Origin of the sequence: Aeromicrobium endophyticum, assembly GCF_003586285.1 — a bacterium.
Classification (GTDB): domain Bacteria; phylum Actinomycetota; class Actinomycetes; order Propionibacteriales; family Nocardioidaceae; genus Aeromicrobium; species Aeromicrobium endophyticum.
The window spans coordinates 2,108,756-2,129,381 of the sequence record NZ_QUBR01000001.1; the positions used below are offsets into that span (position 1 = coordinate 2,108,756).

Here is a 20,626-nt window from a genome sequence, read left to right on the forward strand (position 1 = left end):
GCTCACCTGGCGGGCGGTCTGCTGTCGTCCGCCACCGCCCGTACGGGAAGGTGAGTCACGCGCGATGGACGTGCTGGTGGGTCGCGGCCGCATTCGCCACGCGTGGACGGTCCTGCTGATCCCGCCGGCGGCCCTGGCCGTCCTCGGCCTCGCCATCGGGCTCGCGCTGTCGGTCGGCGACCGCGAGGTGACGCCGTTGACCGGGGTTGCCTTCGGCCTCGTGGGCTTGGCGGTCGGGAGCGCTGTCAGCCTCGTCATGATCTCGCTCTGGCTCGTGTCCGCTGCGCGCGTCTCGTACTACGTGTCGGGCAGCCGCATCGTGGTGCAACGCGGACGAAGGGTCGTGGCGTCGGTCGACGTGGCCACCGTCGCACGGGTCGAGATCGTCGGGCGAGCGACGACACGGGGGTTCTTCATCGGGTTCGGGGGGTTCTGGTCGCTCCTGTCCGACCTGCCGCTCGTCGCCTGCACGACCGACGACTCGCGGTGGAGCATCCTGACCGATGCGCTGCCCAGCATCCTGATCGTGGGCGACGACGAGCTCCGCGCGTTCGCGACGGCTCTCTCCGATGCCCTGCTGCGCGGCGTCGGCGAGCCGCGCACGCTGAGGTCGCTCATCTCGTAGTCGAGGCGAGGCGGGCAGCAACGCTCAGTTCCAGCTGCGGCGACGGCGCCGGACGAGGCGCACGACGAGCAGACCCACGGCCGCGATCGCGGCCCAGGGGAGCAGCACCCCGACGACCTCGACACCGCGGTTGACCGCGCCGACCAGACCGTTCCAGCCGTCGCGCAGGCCGCCGGTGAATCCGCCGGGCTCGACGGAGTCGGCGGTGGCCCGCTGCGAGAACGTGATCGTGATGGTCGAGAGCGACACCTGGTCGGCGATGCCCTTGCGCTCGGCCTGAAGGCTCTCGAGCTGCTTCTGGCGATCGGTGAGGGCGCTCTCGGCCTGGATGACGTCGCGGCTCGAGGTGGCGCTGCCGAGGATCGCCGTCAGCCGGTCGATCGAGAGGCGCAGCGCATCGATGCGGGCGTCGAGGTCACGTGCCTCGGCGGTGACGTCGGTGTTCTGCAGCGAGACGTCGTCGACGGTGCCGTAGGAGTCGAGCCGGTCGATCGTCGCGGTGACCTTCGCGCTGGGCACCCGGACCGTCACGGACGCCGAGGCGTCGTCGCCGCGTCCGCTCTCGGACCGGTCGTCGATGCGTCCACCGATCGACTCGACCCAGGTGCTGAGCTGTTGGACGGTCGACCGCGGACGGGTGACGGTGACGCTGGCCGAGCCGGTCGTGACGACCTGGCGGTCGACGTCGGCTTCTGCACCCTGCTCGTTCCTGAGGCTGCGGCCGTCCTGCGGGGCCGCGTCGAGACGCGTGCGCTCGGGTGCGGCCGCGTCGCGGGAAGCGGACGCCCCGCCCGCCGACTGGTCGGGCGCGCTGCTGAGCTGCTGATCGGACGAGAGCGACTCGACGGCGTAGCCGCCGAGGCCCACCACGAGAACGCTGGCGGCGGCCAGCCCGATGGTCGTGCGCGCACGCCGGCCGCGCCGGGTGACGTCCTGGTCGACGCGGTGCATGACCGACATGCGCATCTTCTCGACGCGGTCGTCGTGGAGCGTGGGGGTGCTCATGAGATCTCCTTGACGGATCGAAGGTCGGCGCGCAGCCGGGTGCGCAGCCGGGAGAGGCGGTTGCGGACGACGGCGTGGCTGACGCCCAGCTCGCGCGCCGCCATGTCGTAGGTGTGGTCGCCGTCGACGCACAGCTCGTACAGGCGCCGGTCGACCGGCGACAGCATGGCCGTCGCCTTGTCGATCTCGGCCCGGACGAGACCGGCCTCGACCTCGTCCTCGACGACCTCGTCGGACGCGAGGCGCTCGTCGAGCTCGTCCGCCCGTCGTCGGAGGCGGCTCCGCCGGGCGTTGAGCGCGGTGTAGCGGGCGGTGACGAGCAGCCAGGGCAGGACCGACTCGTCGACGAGCGTGATGGTGCGGATCTTGTGCCACATCGTCACGAAGACGTCCTGGGTCGCGTCCTCGGCCTCGCGCTCGTCCCTCAGGACGCCGTACGCCTGCCAGTAGACCGGGCGCACGTGGCGGTCGTACAGCCGGCCGAAGGCGCGACGGTCTCCGCGGGCGGCCCGGTGCAGCAGCACGCGGTCGTCATCGTCGTCGCCGTCGTCCGGACGGGCGTCGAGGGTCGCGGTGGGGCTCACCGGCGGCTCCGATCTGTCGGGTGGTGCGGACGTCTTGCCGTGTCATGTCCGGACCACCCGGGATCGTCTCACGGTGGATCAGAGGTTCTGGCCGATCCCGTAGAAGGCCGGGAACAGCACGACCAGGAACAGCACCGGGAAGAAGCACGTCACCAGCGGGAAGATCATCTTGACCGGCAGCTTCTGGGCGGCCTCCTCGGCGCGGAAGCGGCGCTTCGTGCGCATCTCGGCGGCGAGGTTGCGCACCAGCGTCGCCGTCGAGACGCCGAACTCCTCGGCCTGGATCACATGCTTGCAGAAGCGCCGGAGGTCGGCGACGGACGTGCGCTCCGCCAGTGCGTTGTAGGCCGCGCGCCGCGACATGCCGAGGCGCATGTCCTGCAGCGTGCGCACGAACTCCTGCGCCAGCGCGCCGTGGCCGCGCTCGCCCACGCGGGCCAGCGCACCCTCGAACGTCATGCCCGACTCGATCGCGATGACGACCTGGTCGAGCAGATCGGGCAGCTCCCGCTCGATCTCGAGCTGACGCTCCTTGGCCCGCGAGCTCAGCCACAGGTCGGGGAAGAAGAAGGCGGCGACGGCGATCAGCGTGAACAGGACGAAGCCGCGTCCCGAGGGGCCGGACGCCCACAGCGAGAGCCCGAGGACGCCGGCGACCGACGCTGCGACGACCTTCGTCAGCATCAGGCGCCGCAGCGTCCACCCGGCGCGGTGGCCGGCGAGGGCGATGTTGCGCTCGGCCCGCTCGAGGAGGAACGGCACCGTCACGACGCGCAGCCGTCCGATCGACGCCAGGTCGTTGTCGACGAAGATCGCGCTCGCGCTCGCGGGCGTCCTGCCGCGTCGCCACGAGCGACCCTGGGGGACGCTCGGACGCGGCACGGTGACGCCGAGGCTGACCGCCAGCAGGGCACAGGCGGCGAGGACGAGCGTGGTGCCGACGACCAGCATCAGACCTTCACCTCCACGAGCCTGCGGATCCAAAAGAAGCCGATGACGTAGAGGACGACCGCGATGCCGAGCAGCAGCTGGCCGACGCCCGTGGTGAAGATCGGCGTGAACGTCGACGGGCTGCGCCAGAACATGAACACGCCGACCGCCAAGGGCATGGCCATCATGACCTTCGAGGACGCCCGGCCCTCGGCCGAGATCGCGCGCACCTGTTGGGCCAGCGCGTTGCGCTCGCGGATCGTCTCACCGACGCGATCGAGCACCTCGCTCAGGTTGCCGCCGGTGTCCCGCTGGATCGCCACCGCGTCGGTGATCCAGCCGAAGTCCTCGCTGCGCATCCGACGGGCGGTCTCGCGCATCGCCTCGACGGTGTCGAGACCGAGCCGTCCCTCGTTGACGATGCGGGCGAACTCCTCGGCGGTGGGGCTGAGGGCGTCGGCCGAGACGGTGTCGAGCGCGCTCGGCAGGCTGTGGCCGGCGCGCAGGGCCGACGCGATGACCTCGAGCGTCGACTCCAGCTGGTCGGCGAACGCGTTCTGCCGCTTGCGCCGGCGTGAGCTGACGATGGCGCGCGAGGCCAGCGGCACGAGCACCGCGATCAGCAGGCCGATCAGGACGCCGCCGATCGCGTAGCCGACCATGAACGCCGCGAACGTCGACATGAGGACGGCCGTGACGAAGCTCGACTGCTGCATCCGGATGCCGGCCATCTCGAGGTCGTGCCCCGGGAAGGGGTTCCAGCCTCGCTTGCGCAGCACCCAGTCGACCGCGACCTCCATGCGCTCGACGACGTTCTCGAGCGGGCTGGTCGGCACGGCTCCGGGGGAGAGGCGACGCTCGACGGGCACGCGTGCGGCGGGCGCGACCAGCAGGTAGGCGGCCAGCGTCGCCGACAGCAGCACGAGCAGCGCTCCGGTGGCGAGCACGTCAGGCCGCCGGGTCGAACATCGAGAGGTCGTACGGCACCCCGGCCTCGTCGAACCGGTCGAGGAACCGCGGACGCAGTCCCGTCGGCCGCACCTCGCCGCGCGCGCGGTCGAGGACGAAGGCGTCCTGCAGGGTCACGACGTCGCCCTCCATGCCGATCACCTCGGTCACCTGGGTCACGCGGCGGCTGCCGTCGCGCATGCGCTGCACCTGGATGACCAGGTCGATGGCCGAGGCGGCCTGCTCGCGGATCGCCCGCAGCGGCAGGTCCATCCCCGCCATCAGCACGAGCGTCTCAAGGCGGGCCAGCGCGTCGCGCGGGCTGTTGGCGTGCAGCGTGGAGATCGATCCCTCGTGACCGGTGTTCATGGCTTGGAGCATGTCGAGCGCCTCGCCGCCGCGGCACTCGCCGACGATGATGCGGTCGGGGCGCATGCGCAGCGAGTTGCGCACCAGGTCGCGGATCGTCACCTCGCCCTTGCCCTCGATGTTGGGCGGCCGGCTCTCGAGCGTCACGACGTGGTCCTGCTGCAGCTTCAGCTCGACGGCGTCCTCGATCGTGACGATGCGCTCGTCCGCGGGCACGAACGACGACAGCACGTTCAGCATCGTCGTCTTGCCCGTGCCGGTTCCGCCCGACACGAGGATGTTGAGCCGAGCCTCGACGCATCCGCGGAAGAAGTCGGCCAGCTCGCCGCTGAACGAGCCGAACGAGATCAGGTCGTCGACCGTGAACGGGGTGTCGGAGAACTTGCGGATCGTCAGCGAGGAGCCGTTGACGGCCAGCGGCGGGATGACGGCGTTGACGCGCGAGCCGTCCTGCAGGCGGGCGTCGACCAAGGGAGACGACTCGTCGATGCGGCGACCCACGCGCGCGACGATGCGCTCGATGACGCGGCGCAGGTGGTCCTCGTCGGTGAAGCGCAGACCCGACAGCGTGATGCCGTTGCGCTCGACGTAGATCGTGTCGTGGCCGTTGACCATGATCTCGTTGACGGTCGGATCCTCGAGCAGCCGCTGCAGCGGGCCCAGGCCGAGCGCGTCGTCCTCGAGCTCCTGCAGCACCGCTCGCCGCTCGCCGGGGGCCAGCACCAGGCGCTCGTCGTCGACGACCTTCGCCAGCTCGGTCCGCACGAGGTCGTGCAGCTGGCCCTCGGTCAGCGAGGGGTCGTTGATGCGGGAGCCGATCCGCTCGTGCAGCACCTTGAGCACGCGGGCCTTGGTCTGGGCCAGCCCGTCCGAGGCGAGCGGCCCGGGCGCGGGGGTGCGCGAGGTGGTCGGCGGCACGCTCGTCTCCGGCCTCGGTGCGGCGTGCGCCGGGGGACGAGGTCGGGCCAGCGGCGCCGGATCGACGCTCGCCGGCACGGCAGCGGGTCGCTCGACGAGCACGGGCGGCAGGTGGCCGGCTTCTTGACGGTGCTTGGCGGCCATGCGATCGGCGAGGCTCATGCCAGCTTCTCCCCTCGGTGCGAGTGGCGGGTGGGGCGGACGCCCGAGATGGCCGCCGCCAGTGCGTCGAACGGCTTGCGGACGCGGGCGTCCTTGACATCGATCGCGAGCGTGCCGTGGTTGGCGGCGAGCCCGATGCGGTCCGACCGGGGCACGACGACCGGGACGGCGACGTCGAGCATCCGCTCGGCGTCCCGCACCGTCAGCCCGGCGCCGCGGTGCGCCCGGTTGAGCAGCAGGTGCCGGCCCGCCGGCACCAGACCGAGCTCACCGAGCACGTCGAGCTCCTTGTGCGTCGATCGCAGGGTCGCGACGTCCAGCGCGGTCACCATCACGAGGTCGGAGGCCTCCTCGAGGCTGGCCAGCGTCTCCTCGAGCAGTCCGGCCGAGGTGTCGACGACGACGTAGCGGAACGACGTCGACAGCTGGCTGACGAGCTTGCGGACCTGGTCGCCCGTCACGCCGCCACCGTCGGCCGGGCCGTCGGCGCCCGCCAGCAGGTAGAAGCCGCTGGGGTGGATCGTCAGCAGGGTGCGGACGAACATCGAGTCGTCGCCCTCGGCGGAGAGGGCGTCGACGACGGTGTTCTGGGGGGTGAGGCCGAGCATCGCCGACGCGTCACCGAACTGCAGGTCGAGGTCGACCAGCACGACCTCCCACGGCGCCGCGGCGGCGAGCACGCCGGTGAGGTTGACCGCCGTCGTCGTCTTGCCCACACCCCCCTTGGGCGATGCCACGACCACGACCCGGTGGGCCGCGTCGGCCGGCTTCTCGACATCGGCCGGTCCGGCGAGTCGCTCGAGGTCGGCCGCGGACGTCCCGGGGTCGATGACGTGCTCGAAGCCGGCGCGCTCGGCCCGGCGGGCGAGTCGCCGCGTAGTCGGTGACACCAGCACCAGGACGAGATCGGGCCAGTCGGCCGAGACGCTGCTGGCGTACGTCAGGGCACGGTCGATCGGCACGCCCGTGCCGACGAAGACGACATCGGGCCTGAAGTCGCGGTGACGCTCGGCGCTGGTGCTGCTCGCGTGGGCGTCGACGGCCACGACGTGGTGCCCGGTGAGCGAGGAGACCCGCTCCCCGAACGCCGGATCGACCGCGACGAGCAGGATGTTGCTCACTTGAGCACGCCCTCCGTGGTGACCAAGCGGCGGTCGACCTTCGAGTCGTCCCCTTGCTTGGTGAGGTAGATGTGCCCGAGCTCCGCGGCGTGCACGATCTTGCTCGCGTCCAGCGAGCTGACGGCCAGGCGCACGACGACGTCGTCGCTCGCCGCGTCGGGGACGGCGTTTGGAGCCTTCTTGCTCGAGAGCACCAGCACCTGGTTGGCGGCGAAGTTGGTCTGCCGCTCCGGGTCGTAGGTGGCCACGACACCGACGGTGTCGCCCGCCTTGAGCGAGCCCTCGAGCGCACGCACCGAGGCCACCTTGATGGTGAGCTCCTGCATCCCCTCGGGCACGGTGACCGTGCCGTCGTTGGCGCCACCCTCACCGGCGCCGTCGGGGTCGCCGAAGCGCCCCGAGACCAGCACCTCGCCGGGCGCCAGGCTGGCGGTGGTGACCAGGTCGGCGACGGGGTCGAGCGTCGTGAGCGCCGTGCCGGGCACGGCCGACTTCGGCAGCTTGACGACCTCGACGGAGTCGTCGAGATCGGTGGCCTTGGTGCCGGCCGGCACGTCCTTGACGACCCGGATGGCCGGGACGAGCGTGGTGCCCTCGAAGGCCCGGTCGTCGGCGTCGTTGACGTACGCGACCAGGGTGATGATGCCCAGGACGGCGAGGACGACGGCGGCGATCGCCGCGATGGTGCGCCTGCTGGTTCTCACGAGTGACCGACCCCCCTTGCGTGGTGGTGACGAGGACGCATGCGCCAGCAGGCGCCTCCCGAGAGGCGACCTGCTGACGCGGCTTGTGCGGTGCGAGTCAGGTGGTGCTGGGGTTGACCGAGCTGGCGATCGAACCGACCTTTGCCCTCAGCGCGTCACCGAGAGGCGTGAAGGCGACGCCAACGACGAGCGCGACGACCACGCTGACGAGCACGACGTACTCGGTGAACGCGGCGCCGCGCTCCTCGCGCTCCTCGCGGGCCGTCGAGGCCTGGAAGAGGACGGACGTGATGAACGAGACGGTGTACATGGGTGACCACATGCGGATCACACTCCCTCTGACTATTCGGCGCCGGTCGGCGCCGCTCCCTGTGCAACCCCCGATGGAGAAGCTGAGATCGAAGTTAGACCGGCATTGCAGCGAAGTTCGACGAAATGACCTAGGTCCCTACAAAAATGGCTCGAAAGAACTAGTAGCCCCTAGCCACGGGCGCTTTACAACCGGTCCACGTGGCTCAGATCACACGATTTCGTCCAGTGTCAGGACCAAGTTCCCTACCGTGGGGTACGCGCCACGAGGCGCGCGATGGGGAGGGTCGAGGGATGCGGAACAAAGGATTGCGCCGAGGTCGGGTGCACCGAGCGGACAACGCACGCGGTGCCGTGACGGTCGAGTTCGTCCTGGTGCTGCCGTTCTTCCTGTTCCTGATCTTCCTGCTGATCGGCATGGCGACGATGTTCAGCTTCCGCCAGGCACTGAGCCAGGCGGCCACCGAGGGCGCGCGCGCCGCCGCCGTGCAGCCGCTGAACGCCAGTGACGCGACCCGCACGAGCGATGCGCTGGCCGCGATCAACGGCACGCTGGGCGCCCAGGCCGATGTCACCTGCGTGTCGGGGGTCCTGAAGCGGCGCGGGGTGTCGGCGGGCACGTGCTCGATCAGCGCTCCGGCACCGTGCGACGGCGGCAAGAAGTGCGTGACGGTGCGGCTGAGCTACGCCTACCGCGACCACCAGCTGGCCGGCTCGATGCCGTTCGTCCCCGACGCGCTCTTCCCGTCGTCGCTGACGTACGTGTCGTCGGCGCGGGTCTCGCAGTGACGTCCCGGCGGCCTTCGCGCTGCACGCGCGACGACCGCGACGAGCGGGGAGCGGTCTTCGTCTTCTCGGTGCTGATCATGTCGGTGCTGATGATCGTGGCCGCCTTCGTCATCGACCTGGGCGTCGACCGCGTCGTCACGGTCGACATGCGGTCGCTCGCCGACACCACCGCGATGGACATGTCGACCATGATCGACGGCTCCAAGACCACCGACCAGCTCAAGGCGTCGAGCGGGTCCACGCTGGCCGCCACGCTGGCCCGCAACCGTCCGTCGGTCGCGGCCACCGTCAAGGACTCCGACGTCGTGGTCACCTTCGGCATGGCCAGCGCCCAAGGCGACTGGCTGCGCGCTGCGGGCGGTGCCGAGTACCCCAACGCCGTCAAGGTCAGCGTGTCCGGTGCCAGCTCGATCCGCCTGTGGCCCGGCCACGACCCCGCCAAGCCCCGGCGCACGGCCATCGCGGCACGCCAGCCGAGGGCCGCGTGCGTCACGGTCGGCTCGTACCTCGCTGCCCTCGACACCTCGGCCGGCGGGGGGCCGCTGGCCACGCTGCTCAACGAGGTCGCGCCGACGTCCGCCACGGTGTTCACGAGCGCGGGGCTGCTCGCGATCAAGAGCATCAGCGTCCCGCTGGCCGACCTGGTCGCCGAGCTCGGCGTCGGCGACCCGTCGTCGCCCCTGACCGCCGACGTCACGCTCGGCAGCCTGGCGAGGGCCTCGGCGCGCGTGCTCGCGAAGCAGCCGGGTTCGGCCGCGAGCAGCGCAGCGGTCGAGCTGAACCGCATCGCCGGCGTGGCGGGCACGGCCGGCATCAACGAGACGATCAAGCTGGGCGAGCTGGTCCAGCTCGGGGTCGGCAACAGCGCGGCGGTGCTCTCGGGCGACGTCAACGTCTTCGACCTCGTCGCGGGCAGCGTGATGGCCTTCGACGGCGCGCACGTGGTCAAGCTGAAGGACGTGGGCGTCACGGTGCCGGGCTTCGCCGTCACCAGCCTGAACGTGACGATCGTCGGCCCGCCCAAGACCGTGTGCGGAGGTGCCGGATCGGAGGTGACGAGCACGCAGGCCTCGGTCGTGGCCGAGCTCACGGTGCTGGGGGCCGACAAGTACGTGAAGTGCGGCGGCGTGATCGGGGGCCTGCTCTGCGGGGTGGTGAGCGGGCTGACGGACATCCTCACGGGGCAGTGGAAGCCGAGCGGCACCGCCGACGTCAAGGTCAAGCTGGTGCTGAACGGCGTCAACGCCACGGTCAAGGTCGGCGCGGTCGGCTCCTGCGAACCGGCGCCCGACGTCGATGTGACGGCCACGACGACCGCGACCAACGGGTCGCTGACGGTCGAGGCGCTCGACGGCCTCCTCAGCCTGCCGGTGGTGCTGCCGCAGACCAATGCGAGCACCGCGAGCCACACGTTCACGACGTCCCCGAGCACGTGGACGAACGTCGGAGGACTCAGCACCGAGCTGATCAGCCCGATCTCGGTGGCCGGGGCCGTGGTCAACGGCACCACGGCCGTGATCCTCAAGGTCGCCGGTCTCGGCCTGGGGCCGCAGCTGACCACGGGCCTCAACTCGGCGCTCTCCGGCATGGGGCTGTCGCTGAACGGCGCGTCGGTGACCCTCGACAAGATGAGCACCTGCAGCGTCTTCGGCCTGCGCAAGTAGGGCGACCTCGACGTCGTCGGCGACAATGGCGGCATCACCACCGAGACGCACCCCCGCAGGAGACCAGTCGTGACGACACGTGTGTGCCAGCAGCCCCGGCCCGCTGCCGTGGTCGACGGAGCCGTGATCGCTCGATGAGCGACCGCACCGTCGTCATCGGCACCGGCATCGCCGGGGTCAGCGCCGCCGCAGCGATGCGGGCGGCCGGCTACGAGGGCTCGATCCAGCTGCTGGGCGACGAGCCCGAGCTGCCCTACCGCCGTCCGCCGGTGTCGAAGGAGATCGTGCGCGGCGACAAGACCGCCGACGAGATCCGCATCAAGAAGGTCGAGTGGTACGACCAGCAGGGCATCGGCCTGCGCCGTGCGACGCCCGTGGTCGGGCTCGACCTCGACGCCCGCTCGGTCGGGCTGGCCGACGGCACGTCGCTCGGCTTCGACCGGCTGCTGCTGGCCACCGGGGGCACGGCGCGCCAGCCCTGGCCCGGCGCCACGGGAGCGCGCACGCTGCGCGACCTGGCGGACGTCCCGCCGCTGGCCGGCGAGCTGGCGTCGGCCACGCCGATGATCGTCGTCGGTGCCGGTCTCATCGGGTCGGAGATCGCGGCGAGCGCCCGTGCGGCGGGCTGCCACGTGACGCTGCTCGAGGCCGGCGACCTGCCCATGCCCCGGCTGCTGCCGCCCGCGCTCGGGCAGATGTACGCCGACGTGCACCGCAGCGAGGGCACCGACCTGCACACGGGCGTGACGGTCGAGTCGGTCGTCGACGGACTCGCGGGCACCACGGTGCGCGCCGTCGACGGACGGTCGTGGACCGCGCCGGTCGTCGTCGTGGCCGTCGGCATGCAGCCGCGCACCGAGCTCGCCGAGGCTGCCGGCATCGAGCTGGCCGCGCCCGGTGACGGTGGGGGCATCCTGGTCGACGCGCACGGACGCACGTCCGTCGAGGGGGTCTTCGCCGCCGGCGACGTGGCCAACCAGCCTCGTCCGGTGCTCGGGGGACGGCACCGGGTCGAGCACTGGCAGGGGGCGCAGAACCACGGCACGGCCGTGGGTCGCGTGATGGCCGGCGGCGACGAGCCCTTCGACGAGGTCCCGTGGTGCTGGTCCGACCAGTACGGGCTCAACCTGCAGGTCGTCGGCTGGCCCGACGCGGCCCACGAGCTCGTCGTGCACGGCTCGTTGGACGACCGCGACTTCATCGCCTACCTGCTCGACGACGGGATCGTGCGGGGTGCCGTGTCGATCGGACGTCCGCGAGACGTCCGGAAAGCCAGACAGACGATCTCCGATCGTGCCAGTCTGGACGCATGAGCCATGGCGCGCGACGTAGATGACGTCCGACCTTCCCGTCCCGGTGCGCCAGCGACTGCTCGACGCGGCCCAGGCCATGATCGAGGCGGGAGGGTGGGCAGCCGTCACGATGTCGGGCGTCGCGTCGTCGGCCGGGGTCAGCCGGCAGACCGCCTACAACGAGTTCGGCACCAAGCACGGGCTGGCCCAGCAGCTGGCGCTGCGCGAGCTGCAGCTGTTCCTGACCGTGGCGCGCACCCGCATGGAGGCCGAGCGCGATCTGTCGGACGGTATCCGGGCGGCGTGCGAGGGCGTGCTGCTGATGGGCGAGCAGAGCCTGCTCGTCCGCACCATCGTCAGCTCGGCGGCGACCGACCGCGACCTCGACTTCCTGATGATCCTCACCACCGAGTCGGGGGGCATCGTCGAGACCGCCGTCGCGGTCGTCGAGCAGGCCGTCGCCGAGCTGTACCCGCCGTCGGGCTTCGAGCAGGAGCAGCTCGGGGTCGTCACCGAGGCCGTCGTGCGGCTCGTGCTGTCGGGCCTGACCCGGCCGTCCAAGGCACCCGCCGACGCAGCCGCCGACATCGGGTGGCTCGTGGGGATGGTGCTGGCAGGCGCTGCGGCGGCCGCCTGACGCCGAGGCCGGTCAGATCCAGCGACCGAGCCACATGCGGTTGCGCCAGGCGTCGTACGGGATCAGGCCGTCGGTGTAGATCGGGTGGAAGTACCAGAACGCCACGACCGCCGCCACGACGAACACTCCTGTCGTCAACCCGGCGAGGTAGCGCTGGCGGGGCGTCACGGCCGACCGGATCAACGAGTCGACGACCAGGCAGATCGCGACGATCGTGAACGGGATCAACGTCACCGCGTAGAACGAGAAGATCGGGCGGTCGTCGAACCGGAACCACGGCAGCCAGCACACCGCCACGGCCACGACCGGCATGCCCCAGGTCCACGACCGCGTCCGCACCCACGCGACGAGCGCGGCGACCAGCGCCAGCACGCCCGTCCACCAGATGATCGGGTTGCCGAGGATCAGGATCTCTCGCACGCACGTGCTGCCGGCGGCCTGGCCGCACTGCAGCGACGACGGCAGGTCGAACTGCGCGTCGGCCCCGACGGGACGCAGCTGCACCAGCCAGCCCAGGGGATCGGACTGGTACGGGTGCGTCGCGGTGTTCAGGTCGGTGGTGTGGAACTGGTAGGTCATGACGTGGAAGTGCCACAGCGAGCGGAAGGCGTCTCGGGTCTCGCCGAGGAAGCCGGTCGTGGGCCGGTCGACGTACGCCCCCCACGGCGCCGAGTAGTCGCCGTAGCCGCGTCCGAAGCGCGCCTCGTACACCTCGTGGTGCAGCAGGAACCCGGTCCACGAGACGACGTAGACCACCAGGGCGACCAGGACGATCGAGGCGAAGGCGGGCAGCCCCACCATCAGCGTCCGTCGCACCCAGCCGTGCCGCGGACCGGCGTGCCGCCGTGCGAGCACCTCCGACACGACCGTGGCGAGGCCGAACGCCGCCAGCACGTAGACGCCGCTCCACTTGGTCGCGCAGGCCATGCCGAAGCTGAGCCCGGCCAGCAGCTGCCAGGGGCGGGCGAACCGGTAGCGGTCGAGCCGGTCGCGGATCCAGTCGCGATCGGCGGCCAGGCACGCGACGCCGCAGACGATCCAGAACGTCAGGAAGATGTCGAGCAGCGCGAGGCGCGACATCACGAAGTGCATGCCGTCGACCGTCAGCAGCAGCGCGGCGATGCACGAGACCACGACCGACCCCGTGAGGCGCAGCACCAGGCGCGCGAGCACGAGCACCGTCAGCGCGCCGACCACGACGCCCGCGATGCGCCAGCCGAAGGAGTCGAAGCCGAACACCTGCTCGCCGAGAGCGATCAGCCACTTGCCGCCGTCGGGGTGGACGATCCACGACGGCTCGTCGGTCATGATGCCGTCGAGCCTGCCCTGGACGATCTGCTGGTTGGCCTGCTCGGTGAAGTCGCGCACGTACCCGTGCTGCAGCAGCGAGTAGGCGTCCTTGGCGTAGTAGGTCTCGTCGAACACGAACTTGTTCGGGTAGCCCAGGTTCCACACGCGCAGCGCGAAGGCCAGCAGCATGATGCCGATCGGCCCGACCCACCCCCAGACGCGGTGGGGGATGCGCGCCAGGACCGTCACGCCGAACAGCCTAGGTCCCCCTCCCCGGCGGTGCGTATGCCACCGTTTCCACCCGGGCGGTGGATCGACCACCGAATGGACGTCATCTCCGGCTCAGACGGTGGTGCATCCACCGCTCAGTCCCGGTCCACAGGTGCCGGGACGGCCGCGGGATGTCCACAGGGATGGCCGGCGGCGTGGCGAGCGTCTGCCTGTGGAGGTTCGCATGAGGCATGAGAACTCCGACTCCCGTCCCCGAGCATCTCGCCGGCCGCTCGTTCGACCTGACCGAGGCCCGTCGGGCCGGCATCACGCCGCGGATGCTCGAGCACCCACGCTTCCGCCAGGTCTACCCACGCGTCTACTGCCTGGCCGACCTCGTCCTCTCGCCGAGCGAGCAGATCGCCGCCGCGCGTCGCAATCTTCCCCCGGACGCTCGGACGACCCATGCGACCCGACTTCGTGAGCTCGGGCTCGAGCACGGTCCGCTCGAGCCGCTGCACTTCGTGGTGGGTCGCGACCTCCATCTCGACGTCGAGGGCATCCTGCTGCACAGGACCGCGGTGATGCCGCAGTCCGGCCCCGACGGGGTGTGTCCCGAGGCGGTCTTCGTCGCGCTGGCCGCGACGGAGCGGATGATCGACCTGATCGTCATCGGCGACTGGCTCCTCCGGCACGAGCACATGAGCGCGACGTCGCTGGGCGAGTTCATCGGGTTCTGTCACTGGAGGGCGGGCGCGGCCCAGGCGCTGGTCGTCGTGCCCCACCTCGACGGACGGGCGCGATCGACCAAGGAGTCCGAGACGCGCGCGATCATCGTCTTCTCCGGCCTGCCCCGGCCCGAGGTCAACGTCGAGGTGCGAGACGACGCCGGAGCGCTGGTGGGCATCGGCGACCTCGTGTATCGCCCGTGGCGGCTGGTGGTGGAGTACGAGGGGCGTCAGCACGCGCTCGACATCCAGCAGTTCGCCCGCGACATCGACCGGTACGGCGGGTTCCGCAGGATCGGTTGGGACTACCACCAGGTCACCAACGAGCGGTTGGCACGGCCGCGGGCGATGATCATGAGCCTTCACGCGCAGCTGGTCCGGCGCGGTTACGACGGCCCTTCCCCGGCCTTCGGCCGTCGGTGGGATTCGCTGTTCCAACCGGTCACCGTCTGACGCGGCACGGCCGGGCGGTGGGTCCGCCACCGTACGAGCGCCGAATCGGCGCCAGAAGGTGGCGCGTCCACCGCTCGGGTCCGGACGGTGGAGGATCCACCGCCCAGGCCGGGAGGGGGAGCGAGTGCCAGACTGGCTCGCATGCTGATCCTCGCCGCGACGCCCATCGGTCGGGTCGCCGACGCCAGCGGACGCCTGGCGGACGCCCTCGTGTCGGCCGACGTGGTCGCCGCCGAGGACACCCGCCGGCTCAAGCGGCTCGCGTCCGAGCTCGGTGTCGAGATCGGCGGACGCATCGTCTCGTACTTCGAGGGCAACGAGGAGCGCCGCACGCCCGAGCTCGCGGCGATGCTGAGCGACGGGATGACCGTCGTCCTCGTCACCGACGCCGGCATGCCGAGCGTGTCCGACCCCGGCTACCGCCTGGTCGTCGCGGCGATCGCGGCCGATGTCGCCGTCACCGCGATCCCCGGTCCGTCCGCGGTGCTCACGGCCCTGGCGGTCTCCGGCCTGCCCGTCGACCGGTTCTGCTTCGAAGGCTTCCTGCCGCGCAAGGCCGGCGAGCGCGCGACGGCGCTCACCGAGCTCGCGCGCGAGCGCCGCACGATGGTGTTCTTCGAGTCGCCGCACCGCACCGAGACGTCGTTGCGCGCGATGGCCGACGTCTTCGGGGCCGACCGGCCGGCTGCCGTGTGCCGCGAGCTCACCAAGACCTACGAGGAGGTCGCTCGCGGCGGCCTGTCCGAGCTCGTCGACTGGGCCGTGGGGCAGGAGCAGGGCGTCCGCGGCGAGGTGACCATCGTGGTCGGCGGCGCGGTCGCCGAGGCCCGCACGTACGCCCCGGACGACCTGCGCGCGCTTGTGGCCGCCCGCCAGGCGGAGGGTCTGAGCCGCAAGGACGCCATCGAGCAGGTGGCCGGCGAGACCGGCACCCGCAAGAAGGACGTCTACGACGCCGCGCACTCGTAGGCGCCGCCAGCCGGGTCACTAGACTCGCAGGCGTGTCCGCCGAAACGTTCTACGTCACCACGCCCATCTTCTACGTCAACGACGCGCCCCACATCGGGCACGGCTACACGACGGTCATGGGCGACATCCTCACGCGCTGGCACCGGCAGCGCGGCGAGAGCGTCTGGTACCTGACGGGCACGGACGAGCACGGCCAGAAGGTCCTGCGCAAGGCCGAGCTCAACGGCGTCTCGCCGCAGGAGTGGGTCGACAAGCTGGTCGACGACGAGTGGCGGCCGATGCTCGAGACGCTCGACATCGCCAACGACGACTACATCCGCACGACCGACCAGCGCCACATCGACGGGTCCAAGGCGTTCTGGCAGGCCCTGTACGAGCGCGACGCCGTCTACAAGGGCTCGTTCGAGGGCCACTACAGCGTCGGCAGCGAGGAGTTCGTGGGCGAGGACGACGTCGTCGACGGCGAGGGCGACGACGAGGGCTTCAAGGTCAGCAAGCTCGACGGCAGCCGCGTCGAGTACATGAGCGAGGAGAACTACTTCTTCCGCCTCGGCGACTACCAGCAGAAGCTGCTCGACTTCTACGAGGCCAACCCCACCTTCATCCAGCCCGAGTCAGCCCGTAACGAGGTGATCTCGTTCGTCAGCCGCGGGCTGCGCGACCTGTCGATCTCGCGCTCGACGTTCGACTGGGGCATCGGCGTGCCGTGGGACGACGAGCACGTCATGTACGTCTGGATCGAGGCGCTGCTCAACTACGTCACGGCGGCCGGCTACGGGGTGGACGACGAGCGCTTCGCCCAGCTGTGGCCCGCCAACATCCACATCGTCGGCAAGGACATCGCCCGGTTCCACGCCGTCATCTGGCCCGCGATGCTGATGGCCGCGGGTCAGCCCGTCCCGCACCAGGTCTTCGCCCACGGCTGGCTGCTCGTCGGTGGCCAGAAGATGAGCAAGTCCAAGGCCAACGGCATCCGCCCCGACGAGATCGTCGACACGTTCGGCTCCGACGCCTACCGCTACTACTTCGCCCGGGCCCTGACGTTCGGCAGCGACGGCTCGATCTCGTGGGAGGACATCAGCGCCCGCTACCACGCCGAGCTCGCCAACGGCTTCGGCAACCTCGCGTCCCGCGTCGCGGCCATGATCGGCAAGTACTTCGACGGGACGCTGCCCGCGGCCGCCGAGCTGACCGACGCCGAGCTGACGGTCACCGACACCGTGGCCGAGGCGGTCCGGGCGGCCGACGAGGCCATCGAGGCGGTCGCCCCGCAGGACGCGCTGGCGTCGATCTGGCGCATCGTCGACGAGCTCAACGGCTACATCACCGACCAGGCGCCGTGGAAGGTCGCCAAGGACGCGGCGACCGACGAGGCCGCCGCGGCCCGTCTCGCCACGATCCTCAACACGACCGCCGAGGGCCTGCGCGTGCTCGCGGTCGTGCTCAACCCCGTGATGCCCAAGGCGTCGGCGGTGCTGTGGGAGTCCCTCGGCGCCGAGCCGGCCCTCGGCGCGCTGGCCGACCAGCGCATCGACGCCGTCGCGGCGTGGGGCCAGCTCGCGGCCGGCTCGATTATCACCAAGCCGTCCTCGCTGTTCCCGCGCATCGAGACCACCGAGACCGCGTGACGGCGACCGCCGGCTGGCCCGAGGCACCCGAGGCGCTGCCGTCTCCCGTCGTCGACAACCACTGCCACCTCGACCACCGTGCCTACAGCAAAGGCGTCGAGGGTGGACTGCTGATCCCGGTCGACGAGGCCCTCGACCGCGCTGCGGCGGTCAACGTCACCCGGGTGGTCCAGGTCGGGTGCGACCTCGAGGGCTCCCGCTGGGCGGTCGACACCGCCGCCGCCTACCCGTCGGTGGTCGCGGCGGTCGCCCTGCACCCCAACGAGGCGCCGGCACTGGCCGCGGCCGGCGAGCTCGACGCCGCCCTGGCCGAGATCGACCGGCTGGCCGCGTCCGGCGACCACGTGCGAGCGGTCGGCGAGACGGGTCTCGACTACTTCCGCACCGGCGCGGACGGTCGCGAGGCGCAGCACGCCTCGTTCCGCGAGCACGTCCGCATCGCCAAGCGGCACGACAAGACGCTGGTGATCCACGACCGCGACGCCCACGACGACGTCCTGTCGATCCTCGACGACGAGGGCGTCCCCGAGCGCACGGTGATGCACTGCTTCTCCGGCGACGCCGAGCTCGCGCGGCAGTGCGTCGAGCGAGGCGCCTACCTGTCGTTCGCCGGCACCGTCACGTTCAAGAACGCCGAGAACCTGCGCGAAGCGCTCCGCGTCACGCCGGCGGACCGTATCCTGGTCGAGACCGATGCGCCGTTCCTCACACCGACGCCGCATCGAGGTCGGCCCAACGCCTCGTTCCTGATCCCCCTGACGGTACGATTCATGGCTGGGATCGCAGGGTTCTCCGTCGACGAGCTGTGCCGGACGATCGACGAGAACACCGACCGGGCCTTCGGCGGGGCCTGGGCACGACGAACTTGACGGCAAGGAGGCGCTGGCTATCGTGGAAATTCGGCCCAGTCATCGACGTCCGAGGAATTCCGTGCTCCACCAGAACACCAGCACCTCCAGCACCACGAAGCCGCACGGTCACCGCGCCAAGCGTCGGCGCCGCAAGTCGACGCCGATCCTGGCGCTCAACCTTGCCGTCGTGCTGGTCCTGGCAGGAGGCACCGCGGCCTACGGGGCGCTGAGCCAGACCATCACGCTCAGCGTCGACGGCAAGCGCGACACGGTGCGCACCTTCGGCGGCACGGTCGCCGACGTCCTCGACGACCACGGCGTGGTGGTGCGAGACGGCGACCGCCTCAACCACCGCCCCACCGACCCGATCTCCGACGGCGACACGATCGACGTCGCGTACGCCCGGCCGCTCCAGCTGACGGTCGACGGGGTGGTCAGCGACCGGGTCGTGTTCGAGCCCACCGTCGGCCGCGCCCTCACGTCGCTGGGCGTGGCTCCCGCCGAGGGCTCGTACGTCTCGGCCAAGGCGGCCAAGCCGGTCCCGCGCAGCGGCATGAGGCTGGTCGTGAGCACCCCGAAGAACGTCACGGTCGTCGCAGATGGGCAGGCCAAGACCCTCACCACCACCCGGCCGACGGTCGCCGACGTGCTCGACGAGGCGGGAGTCACCCTCGACGCCGACGACGAGATCCAGCCCGGAGTCGACGCCTACGTGGCACCCGACGAGAAGCTGCGCGTCGTGCGCATCGAGAAGGTCCAGAAGACCGAGACGGTCAAGATCAAGCACGACACCGAGGTCAAGGACGATCCCGAGGCGCTGGCCGGCGAGACCGAGGTGGTCACGCCGGGCAAGAACGGCAAGAACCGCGAGCAGGTGACGCTGGTCTACGCCGACGGCAAGCTGCGCGACCGTGTCGTGGTCGCCTCCGATCCCGTCAGCAAGCCCGTCACCGAGGTCGTGTCACGCGGCACCAGCCGCACGCCGCCCGACAGCGTCTGGGACAAGATCGCCCAGTGCGAGTCCGGCGGCAACTGGAAGATCAACTCCGGCAACGGCTACTACGGCGGCCTGCAGTTCAGCGCAGCCACCTGGAAGAGCGTCGGCGGTCCCGGCCTTCCGCACGAGAACTCGCGCGAGGTCCAGATCAAGTACGCCAAGATCCTCCAGGCCCGCTCGGGCTGGGGCCAGTGGGGCTGTGCCGGAGCGCGGTTCAACTGACGCCGCCGACCCCCGCGTCCCCGCCGCGACTGCTCGGCGCGGCCGACGTCCGCCGCCTCGCCGAGGCCTGTGGCATCCGGCCGACCAAGCAGCGTGGGCAGAACTTCGTGCACGACGCCAACACGGTGCGGCGCATCGTCAAGGCATCGGGCATCACCGCCGACGACGTGGTGGTCGAGATCGGCCCGGGCCTCGGGTCCCTCACGCTGGGTCTGCTCGAGGTCGCCGCGCACGTGACGGCGGTCGAGATCGACGAGGTCCTGGCCGGCCTCCTGCCGTCGACCATCGCCGAGCAGGCGCCCGCTCAGGCACAGCACTTCGACCTGGTCGTCGCCGACGCCATGAAGGTCACCGAGCTGCCCGACCCGCAGCCGACCGCGCTCGTGGCCAATCTGCCGTACAACGTCTCGGTCCCCGTGCTGCTGACCTTCTTCGAGCGCTTCCCGTCGATCCGCACGGGCCTCGTCATGGTCCAGGCCGAGGTGGCCCACCGCCTCGCGGCGCCCCCCGGCTCCAAGACGTACGGGGTGCCGAGCGTCAAGGCCGCCTGGTACGCCGACATGAAGCTCGCCGGCTCGGTGGGGCGCAACGTGTTCTGGCCCATGCCGAACGTCGAGTCGTCGCTCGTCAGCTGGTCCCGGCACGAGCCGCTGGGCGACGAGGACCTCAGGCTGCGCACCTTCGCTGCGGCCGATGCCGCGTTCGCCCAGCGACGCAAGACCATGCGCGCCGCACTGTCGACGTTGGCCGGATCGGCGTCGCTCGCCGAGCAGGCCCTGGTGTCCGCCGGCATCTCGCCGCAGGCACGTGGCGAGCAGCTCACGGTGCTCGACTTCGCGCGCCTCGCGTCCTTCCTCTGAGCTCGTCGCACGTCAGGTCCGCGAGCGCCACCTGCAATTGCAGGCCTCCGGACGGCCACAGGACCTCGAGGGGTACCCCGATTTGGAGATCCCAGACCAGGCCAGGTAGTGTTCTTCTTGTTGGACAGCACAGCGGAACGGGCCGGAAACGGCGCTGACGCAGGGCTTCCGATCAGCTGCAGACAAGATCGACGGCACGGCGTGCAAGCGCCCGGAGACGGATCCTGAATCAGCAGCTGGCATGGTGACCGACCCGGGTTTGACCGGTGAAAACGAGCCGTGTAAGTTGTACGAGTTGCCCCGGTGGCTTCTGACCTGATGGGTTGGTGGTTGTTGGTGTGCGTGTGATCCTTGAGAACTC

The 20,626-nt window shown here is 70.8% G+C and carries 20 protein-coding genes; 11 read left to right on the plus strand and 9 right to left on the minus strand.

Annotated elements, in window-relative coordinates; genetic code table 11:
• Window positions 1-64: 64 nt before the first annotated feature.
• Window positions 65-625, plus strand: a complete 561-nt coding sequence (locus DX116_RS10415) for a hypothetical protein (protein ID WP_119704008.1) — start codon at window positions 65-67, stop codon at window positions 623-625.
• A 24-nt stretch (window positions 626-649) separates the two neighbouring features.
• Here DX116_RS10415 and DX116_RS10420 read toward each other — a convergent pair whose 3' ends face one another.
• The 8 genes from DX116_RS10420 to DX116_RS10455 form a co-directional block, all read right to left on the minus strand.
• Window positions 650-1,630, minus strand: coding sequence for a DUF4349 domain-containing protein (locus tag DX116_RS10420; RefSeq protein WP_119704009.1), 981 nt, complete (start codon window positions 1,628-1,630; stop codon window positions 650-652).
• On the minus strand, window positions 1,627-2,214 hold the full coding sequence (locus tag DX116_RS10425; protein WP_119704010.1) for an RNA polymerase sigma factor: 588 nt from the start codon (window positions 2,212-2,214) through the stop codon (window positions 1,627-1,629). Before DX116_RS10425 ends, DX116_RS10420 begins: the two co-directional genes overlap by 4 nt.
• 78 nt (window positions 2,215-2,292) lie before the next feature.
• Entirely contained in the window at window positions 2,293-3,165 is an 873-nt protein-coding gene (locus DX116_RS10430; protein WP_119704011.1) for a type II secretion system F family protein, read from the minus strand.
• Entirely contained in the window at window positions 3,165-4,091 is a 927-nt protein-coding gene (locus DX116_RS10435) for a type II secretion system F family protein (protein WP_119704012.1), read from the minus strand. Before DX116_RS10435 ends, DX116_RS10430 begins: the two co-directional genes overlap by 1 nt.
• Window position 4,092: 1 nt before the next feature.
• The gene (locus tag DX116_RS10440) at window positions 4,093-5,541 is read right to left on the minus strand and encodes a CpaF family protein (RefSeq protein WP_119704013.1); all 1,449 of its coding nucleotides are present in this window, start codon (window positions 5,539-5,541) and stop codon (window positions 4,093-4,095) included.
• Window positions 5,538-6,662: an AAA family ATPase gene (locus DX116_RS10445; protein ID WP_119704014.1), complete on the minus strand. Its 1,125-nt coding sequence runs from the start codon at window positions 6,660-6,662 to the stop codon at window positions 5,538-5,540. The genes DX116_RS10440 and DX116_RS10445 overlap by 4 nt, the downstream gene beginning before the upstream one ends.
• Window positions 6,659-7,366 (minus strand): Flp pilus assembly protein CpaB, encoded by a 708-nt coding sequence (cpaB, locus tag DX116_RS10450; RefSeq protein WP_119704015.1) that lies wholly within the window; start codon window positions 7,364-7,366, stop codon window positions 6,659-6,661. Before cpaB ends, DX116_RS10445 begins: the two co-directional genes overlap by 4 nt.
• A 97-nt stretch (window positions 7,367-7,463) precedes the next feature.
• Window positions 7,464-7,688, minus strand: coding sequence for a hypothetical protein (locus tag DX116_RS10455; RefSeq protein ID WP_147393644.1), 225 nt, complete (start codon window positions 7,686-7,688; stop codon window positions 7,464-7,466).
• A gap of 341 nt (window positions 7,689-8,029) precedes the next feature.
• On the opposite strand from DX116_RS10455, the gene DX116_RS10460 reads away from it, so the two are divergent.
• The 4 genes from DX116_RS10460 (at window position 8,030) to DX116_RS10475 (ending at window position 12,057) form a co-directional block, all read left to right on the plus strand.
• On the plus strand, window positions 8,030-8,464 hold the full coding sequence (locus DX116_RS10460) for a TadE/TadG family type IV pilus assembly protein (RefSeq protein ID WP_158591972.1): 435 nt from the start codon (window positions 8,030-8,032) through the stop codon (window positions 8,462-8,464).
• A complete protein-coding gene (locus DX116_RS10465) occupies window positions 8,461-10,128 on the plus strand; it encodes a hypothetical protein (protein WP_119704018.1) in 1,668 nt (555 codons plus the stop codon). Before DX116_RS10460 ends, DX116_RS10465 begins: the two co-directional genes overlap by 4 nt.
• Before the next feature lie 134 nt (window positions 10,129-10,262).
• Window positions 10,263-11,441 (plus strand): NAD(P)/FAD-dependent oxidoreductase, encoded by a 1,179-nt coding sequence (locus tag DX116_RS10470; RefSeq protein ID WP_119704019.1) that lies wholly within the window; start codon window positions 10,263-10,265, stop codon window positions 11,439-11,441.
• A gap of 19 nt (window positions 11,442-11,460) precedes the next feature.
• Window positions 11,461-12,057, plus strand: a complete 597-nt coding sequence (locus DX116_RS10475) for a TetR family transcriptional regulator (RefSeq protein ID WP_119704020.1) — start codon at window positions 11,461-11,463, stop codon at window positions 12,055-12,057.
• A gap of 12 nt (window positions 12,058-12,069) precedes the next feature.
• Here DX116_RS10475 and DX116_RS10480 read toward each other — a convergent pair whose 3' ends face one another.
• Window positions 12,070-13,596 (minus strand): dolichyl-phosphate-mannose--protein mannosyltransferase, encoded by a 1,527-nt coding sequence (locus DX116_RS10480; protein ID WP_119704021.1) that lies wholly within the window; start codon window positions 13,594-13,596, stop codon window positions 12,070-12,072.
• 212 nt (window positions 13,597-13,808) lie between these two features.
• Between DX116_RS10480 and DX116_RS10485 the strand changes: the two genes are divergently transcribed.
• The 6 genes from DX116_RS10485 to rsmA all read left to right on the plus strand — a co-directional run bounded on the left by DX116_RS10485 (window position 13,809) and on the right by rsmA (window position 20,265).
• A complete protein-coding gene (locus DX116_RS10485; protein WP_119704022.1) occupies window positions 13,809-14,738 on the plus strand; it encodes a hypothetical protein in 930 nt (309 codons plus the stop codon).
• A gap of 141 nt (window positions 14,739-14,879) precedes the next feature.
• On the plus strand, window positions 14,880-15,707 hold the full coding sequence (gene rsmI / locus DX116_RS10490; protein ID WP_119704023.1) for a 16S rRNA (cytidine(1402)-2'-O)-methyltransferase: 828 nt from the start codon (window positions 14,880-14,882) through the stop codon (window positions 15,705-15,707).
• 32 nt (window positions 15,708-15,739) lie between these two features.
• The gene (metG, locus tag DX116_RS10495; RefSeq protein ID WP_119704024.1) at window positions 15,740-17,335 is read left to right on the plus strand and encodes a methionine--tRNA ligase; all 1,596 of its coding nucleotides are present in this window, start codon (window positions 15,740-15,742) and stop codon (window positions 17,333-17,335) included.
• Window positions 17,332-18,204, plus strand: coding sequence for a TatD family hydrolase (locus DX116_RS10500; protein ID WP_119704025.1), 873 nt, complete (start codon window positions 17,332-17,334; stop codon window positions 18,202-18,204). The genes metG and DX116_RS10500 overlap by 4 nt, the downstream gene beginning before the upstream one ends.
• Before the next feature lie 61 nt (window positions 18,205-18,265).
• Window positions 18,266-19,405: a ubiquitin-like domain-containing protein gene (locus DX116_RS20330; protein ID WP_147393645.1), complete on the plus strand. Its 1,140-nt coding sequence runs from the start codon at window positions 18,266-18,268 to the stop codon at window positions 19,403-19,405.
• The gene (gene rsmA, locus DX116_RS10510) at window positions 19,402-20,265 is read left to right on the plus strand and encodes a 16S rRNA (adenine(1518)-N(6)/adenine(1519)-N(6))-dimethyltransferase RsmA (protein ID WP_119704233.1); all 864 of its coding nucleotides are present in this window, start codon (window positions 19,402-19,404) and stop codon (window positions 20,263-20,265) included. The genes DX116_RS20330 and rsmA overlap by 4 nt, the downstream gene beginning before the upstream one ends.
• Window positions 20,266-20,626: the final 361 nt, after the last annotated feature.